Raw genomic sequence first — 5,641 nt, 5'->3', positions numbered from 1 at the left:
TGGTGTTCTTTTACATCAATTATGGCTACGTCTGATGCCAGCATACTTTTTAGAACACCACCTAAAGTCTATCTTAGCTGTTTTATGAGAATATGGTGTACTAAAGTTTGTAGGTGCTTACTTAATAAAACTCAATGCGGCTGAGTAGGTGCTCTTGAATTAAATAGGCACAAATATAAGCGCTCGGCCAAGCAACCATAAAGGCATATTTCCATGAGTGAAATAGGGTGATAAAAAACCCATCGACAAAACCGACGTTTATCAACAGCAAGGCCGTTGAAATAATCGTGGACATCAGTAGCGCCATTAAAAAGGTGAAAATCAACCGGTAATATTTGCGCCGTGTGCGTATTCTGATGACGGGAAATTGAGCCATAACGTTAAGTCGTCCTGCATGATGAGGGCTACGTCTTAATCATAAAAACGTAATTTTTCGAGAGAAGAGATGATGAAGTAAAGCATTGCGAGTGCTTGGCGGCGACTATGATATCGCGTGACGACGGCTAGGTAAAATGGTTATTATCAATCATCAAGTTCTCATTATTATATTGCGATCATTATCTGTTTTAATGGTTAGATTGTATAAGGATTTACTTGATAACCTTTAACGCTCTTTTAAAAAATTATAAGGATAAAAAATGTCTACGGAACAACGAAACGCTAAGCAAAAAATATTAGGCATCATCGGTGGCATGAGCTGGGAGAGTACCGAAAGCTATTATCGGCTGATTAATGAAGGTATTAAGTCGGAGCTTGGCAACTTGCATTCAGCAGACCTGCTTATTCATAGCGTAGATTTTGCACCAATTGGTGAGTTACAAGCGCAAGGGGCGTGGGAGGAAATGGGCGAAATATTAGCCAATAGCGGCAAACGCTTGCAGGCGGCTGGTGCGCAAGGGTTGTTAATTGCGACCAATACCATGCATAAAGTCGTCGATGAGGTGCAGGCAGCGACTGGTTTGCCGATTATACATATCGCCGATGCAACGGCTAAAGCTATTAAAAATAAAGGCTTAACTCGTGTTGCGCTACTAGGCACACAGTTCACCATGACGCAGGATTTTTATAAGCAACGCCTCATTGATGCTGGCTTGCAAGTGTTCATTCCAGATGCGGATGCACGCGAAGAGGTGCATCGGGTAATCTACGATGAGCTATGCCAAGGACAATTACTCGATAGCTCACGGCAGTATTATCGCCAAGTGATTGAGGATTTAGCTGAGCAAGGATGCGAGGGCGTGATACTAGGATGTACCGAGATTGGATTGCTTATTAAGCAAGCAGACAGCCCAATCCCAGTATTCGATACTACGGCTATTCATGCAGCAGCGGCAGTGGATTTTTTATTGGGTAATGCAAACTTTTAATATTTCATCAACCCACTTTCAGCTTGTGAATCCTCTACACTGATTGACAAAAGCCGCCTCGTTGAACTTCTATTATATGAACCACGCTATCCTCATTTATTCTTTCTTATCATACGGTATCTATGAAGGCGTCTCTTAAGTCGCCTATGCAACCTTGTGATACGGCGCAAAGGTAAGCGCTTCCATACAGTCGTTGGGATAATATCTCGGAACGAGGCATTGGTGCCTGTATGCGCGCGAAACTCTTCAGACCTTTGGGAAGCCTCTTCTGCCGGTAAAATACTGCCCTTACGCCATCCGCCGTGCAGATACAGTCCTACCCCCATCAGGGCAGTCGCCACCATGCCTGCTGGGAACGACAGCCAAAGCGCATCGTCGCCAAGCATGGGATAAAGCCCAAAAGCAAACCCAAGACGCACTGGGTACATCGAAATAATCATCACGATTAGCGGCCAAACCACATAGCCATTCGCCCGCATTGTGCCGAACAAAACCTGCGCTATCCCAAAAAAGATAAAACCCCATGTCGCCATTATCTGAATATGCCGCCCAATTGGCAACGCTTGGCTGTCACTGCCAAGAAACAGAGCTAAAAAGGTTTCATCAAAAATGGTGAGCAACACGATGACAGCGCCTGTCAATACTAGGTTAAAAGTGAGCCCCCAGCGTGTGATTCCTGCAACCCTGTGCCATTTGTTAGCACCAATATTCTGTGCAACCATCGCACTCGCCGCGGCACTTAACGCCATCGCAGGCATTTGCACGTATGTCCAAAGCTGCTGGGTCGCACTATAAGCGGCTGTCGTCTGCACCCCTTCACGGTTTATCAGAGATAGCATCGTCAACGCGGCCGAAGAGATGACGATCATTTGAATGCCCATCGGCAAACCTTTCGAGAACATCGACTTCAAGATTTCTGGGTCGGCGCGCAAAAAGCGCAGCTCAGGCATACGAAGCGCCAGCACAGAGCCACGCAGATACATGGTGATGAGCATGCCAATAAGCGCTAGTGTATTGGCGACGGCGGTTGCGAAGGCCGAGCCAAATATACCCCATTCGGGAAATGGGCCTAGACCCAAAATAAGCGTCGGTGTCAAAATCAAGTCAATAACGACCGACATAGCTATGAACCAAAGGGGTGTTGTAGAATCGCCTGCCCCACGTAGTGCCATCATTATCAGCGTAAACGTTAATGTGACCGGCATCGCAACGAAAATCATCCGCATATAAGTCAGTGCAAGGCTTGCAGCACTTGCCGGCGTGCCAAGCATATCAAGTAGCACCGGTGCAAATATCCACCCTCCTGCCGACACCAATACGCTGATCGGAATAATGCTCCCTAGCGCTGTTCCCATGGTTTTTTTGACCATGGATTCGTTGCGACGACCCATTGCCTGACCAATCAAAATAGTAGACGCCATACCGAAGCCAAAAACGAAAGAGATCAATATAAACATTAAGATATTGCCGTTCGCCGTCGCTGCCAACGCTTCTTCACCTAGAGACCGACCCAGACGGCATTGATCGAGCCGTTTAACGACTGTAGTGCCGATGATCCAAGTGTTGGCAATGCAAACAGCAGCATCGTCTTGGCAATCGACCCTTCGGTGAGGTCGCGCTGTTTACCAGTGGAGGTATTTGTTTTACTCAATGTTCATCCCTTTGCGCCAGACATTTAATTCGGGGGCTTATAATTAGCGCTAATAATTAGAGCTAATGAAACAAAAATATCTATCATAAACCAGAAAGGGTGTGCCGTCTTTATTAGAGCTGTAACCCTTCGGCATGCTTTATGATTATTTGTATAGCCGTTTTTAGAGAACAGCCATAAACTTTAATGGACAAGCGAGTTGCTTTTATGGCTCAGTTTTAAAAAGAGTTTGTGCTAGGATAATAATCTTTAATTTATTCTGACTAGGGCTCGCCCTAATATTAAAAAGGATGTTTCGATGCTGCTAAAACGCCTAGGCCTTGCTACTCTGCTAAGTTTTTCAATCGTAGGTTGTACGACTGCGCCCAATACCTTCGCGGTAAATACCACCCAAAAATTAGTTCAGTATGAGCGCAATAAGTCTGATTTAGCAGTCAAAGCAATGACATTAAGCTCTGGCGATAAAATGGTCTACGCTGAAAATGGCAATATAAACGCTGAGCCTTTATTACTCATTCATGGCTTCGGCGGCAATAAAGACAACTTCACCCGCATCGCAAGACAGCTAGGCGACTATCATTTGATCATTCCTGATTTGTTAGGTTTTGGCGACTCTAGTAAGCCGATGACGGCAGACTATCAATCAGAGGCGCAAGCGACACGCTTACATGAGCTATTACAAGCGAAGGGATTAGCAGAAAGTATCCATGTCGGTGGCAATTCGATGGGCGGCGCTATCAGTGCTGCGTACGCAGCAAAGTACCCAAAAGATGTCAAAAGCCTATGGTTGATCGATAGCGCGGGGTTTTGGTCAGCAGGTCTCCCTAAATCGCTAGAAAACGCAACGCTAGAGGATAACCCGCTGTTGGTGGATAATAAGCAGGATTTTTATAAGATGTATGATTTTGTCATGACCAAGCCGCCTTATATCCCTAAGTCAGTAAAAGCTGTCTTTGCCCAAGAACGTATCGCCAATAAAGCGCTAGAATCTAACATACTAGAGCAAATCGTCACCGATAGTGTCGAGGAGCGCGCCACAACCATCGCTCAATATGACATTCCAACGCTGGTCGTTTGGGGCGAAAAGGATCAAGTAATCAAACCTGAAACGGTCACGCTGATAAAACAAATAATCCCGCAAGCGCAAGTGATTACGATGAAGGATGTCGGCCATGTTCCGATGATTGAAGCAGTAAAAGAAACCGCTAACGATTATAAGAAGTTTCGAGAACCCCTTAAATAGAGTCAGATGATAGCTCTGTTACTAGGCGCTCTAGCAATTCAAGCGTGCTTTCTTGTCTCACCAAAGCCACGCCTTGTCCTGCCCATAAAGACTGATGTTCCGCATCAAGATTGCGCTTTGCATCAGCACGCAAGTTTTTGGTCATCACATTCAATTGTGGGTAGGGCGGTAGCTCATGAGCGCTCTCGTATTGAGCAAAGTCGCACAGATAATCATTCAATAAACCGCGAGCTTGTTTGCCCGAAAATAGACGCGTTAATCGCGTCTCCGAACTGCGCTTGCCAAGGCCAGCATCAATTAACGCTTGCTTATAGATGTCGTTAATCCCGCATTTATCGGTGGTCAAAAACGCCGTCCCTATTTGCGCCAGCTCAGCGCCAGCCGTTTGCACCGCCTTAATCGCTTGCCCTGTCATAATACCGCCAGCGGCTATTAACGGAATATCAGTACAGGCGCGAGTTTGACTAATCAGCGTCAATAATCCTAGTGGATCATTTGAGCTTTGTTGCAACCAACCACCGCGATGTCCACCAGCTTCTGCGCCTTGAATACAGACAGCATCTGCGCCAATCTCTGCCCATTGTTTTGCCTCGTCAGGATGATTTGCCGTTCCGATGACGCGCGTGCCTAAACTCTGTAAACACTGAACTTGCTCGACGCTAATAATGCCAAAGGTGAAACTCGCCACCGGAACGGGATTGTCATAAAGGACCTGTAGTTGCTCAGAGAAGTTGAGCGCAGGACGTTCAGGTAACGCCATGTCTAGGTTATTTTTTTCATAATAATCGCTTAACCAATCAGGAATCTCGCTATCCAAGGTATTAGAATCGTGCTCGGATAACACCATCAAATTGATCATAAAAGGACGATCAGTCAGTGATTTAAGGGTGTTGATTTGCTCGTTTAAAATATCTGGCGCCGTCGTACCACCGCCTAGTGACCCCAGTCCACCAAAGTTACTTACAGCCGCTGCCAGCTCAGGTGTGGTGGCTCCTGCCATCGGTGCTTGAACGATAGGATGGGTTAAATTCAGGGTTTTAAGTAAGGTCATGACGAGCGTCCTTTTTGTTTTATACTATTCTCAAAAATACGATTAGCGGTGTCAAACTCGCTTAGCCTACTCAATGTAGCACTTGCAATCATTTTCCTTGCTACTCTGATTTTTGAGAACAGTGTTATTAGAAAATTTACCTAACTTACTTTACCAAAGCTGAACGCCGTGCGTGTTAGAGAATGTTTATTTAGTTAGGCTGTGTTTTAATAATGTGTTGATTAATTTAATGATAGAATAATGGTGTTATAGTAGTTTTGATTTAAGCAAACAAAAGGAATTAAGTATATGGTAGTAGATATCACTAACCCCGAATTAGTAGACAAAGA

General features: G+C 45.3%; 6 protein-coding genes. 2 read left to right on the top strand and 4 right to left on the bottom strand.

What is annotated here, in order from left to right:
• Positions 1-121 precede the first annotated feature (121 nt).
• The gene (locus EI161_RS13095) at positions 122-376 is read right to left on the bottom strand and encodes a DUF2798 domain-containing protein (protein WP_192523715.1); all 255 of its coding nucleotides are present in this window, start codon (positions 374-376) and stop codon (positions 122-124) included.
• Positions 377-638: 262 nt separating this feature from the next.
• On the opposite strand from EI161_RS13095, the gene EI161_RS13090 reads away from it, so the two are divergent.
• A complete protein-coding gene (locus EI161_RS13090; RefSeq protein WP_192523714.1) occupies positions 639-1,367 on the top strand; it encodes an aspartate/glutamate racemase family protein in 729 nt (242 codons plus the stop codon).
• Between the two features lie 92 nt (positions 1,368-1,459).
• On the opposite strand, the gene EI161_RS13085 is transcribed toward EI161_RS13090, so the two are convergent.
• On the bottom strand, positions 1,460-2,824 hold the full coding sequence (locus tag EI161_RS13085) for an MATE family efflux transporter (protein ID WP_263973725.1): 1,365 nt from the start codon (positions 2,822-2,824) through the stop codon (positions 1,460-1,462).
• Positions 2,825-2,865: 41 nt separating this feature from the next.
• Entirely contained in the window at positions 2,866-3,018 is a 153-nt protein-coding gene (locus EI161_RS14835) for a hypothetical protein (protein ID WP_225735391.1), read from the bottom strand.
• Positions 3,019-3,316: 298 nt separating this feature from the next.
• On the opposite strand from EI161_RS14835, the gene EI161_RS13080 reads away from it, so the two are divergent.
• A complete protein-coding gene (locus EI161_RS13080) occupies positions 3,317-4,261 on the top strand; it encodes an alpha/beta fold hydrolase (RefSeq protein WP_192523712.1) in 945 nt (314 codons plus the stop codon).
• On the opposite strand, the gene EI161_RS13075 is transcribed toward EI161_RS13080, so the two are convergent.
• A complete protein-coding gene (locus EI161_RS13075) occupies positions 4,254-5,312 on the bottom strand; it encodes an NAD(P)H-dependent flavin oxidoreductase (protein ID WP_192523711.1) in 1,059 nt (352 codons plus the stop codon). The genes EI161_RS13080 and EI161_RS13075 overlap by 8 nt on opposite strands.
• Positions 5,313-5,641: the final 329 nt, after the last annotated feature.

The sequence above is a fragment of the Psychrobacter sp. FME5 genome (genome assembly GCF_014861375.1).
Classification (GTDB): Bacteria; Pseudomonadota; Gammaproteobacteria; order Pseudomonadales; family Moraxellaceae; genus Psychrobacter.
The sequence above is the reverse complement of the archived record's forward strand: the minus strand, read 5'-3'. Positions and strand labels throughout refer to the sequence as shown.

Bases quoted from the DNA above. Each gene is read 5' to 3' on its own strand.
- EI161_RS13095 (WP_192523715.1), bottom strand. From the start codon at position 376: ATGGCTCAATTTCCCGTCATCAGAATACGCACACGGCGCAAATATTAC.
- EI161_RS13090 (WP_192523714.1), top strand. From the start codon at position 639: ATGTCTACGGAACAACGAAACGCTAAGCAAAAAATATTAGGCATCATC.
- EI161_RS13085 (WP_263973725.1), bottom strand. From the start codon at position 2,824: ATGTTTATATTGATCTCTTTCGTTTTTGGCTTCGGTATGGCGTCTACT.
- EI161_RS13080 (WP_192523712.1), top strand. From the start codon at position 3,317: ATGCTGCTAAAACGCCTAGGCCTTGCTACTCTGCTAAGTTTTTCAATC.
- EI161_RS13075 (WP_192523711.1), bottom strand. From the start codon at position 5,312: ATGACCTTACTTAAAACCCTGAATTTAACCCATCCTATCGTTCAAGCA.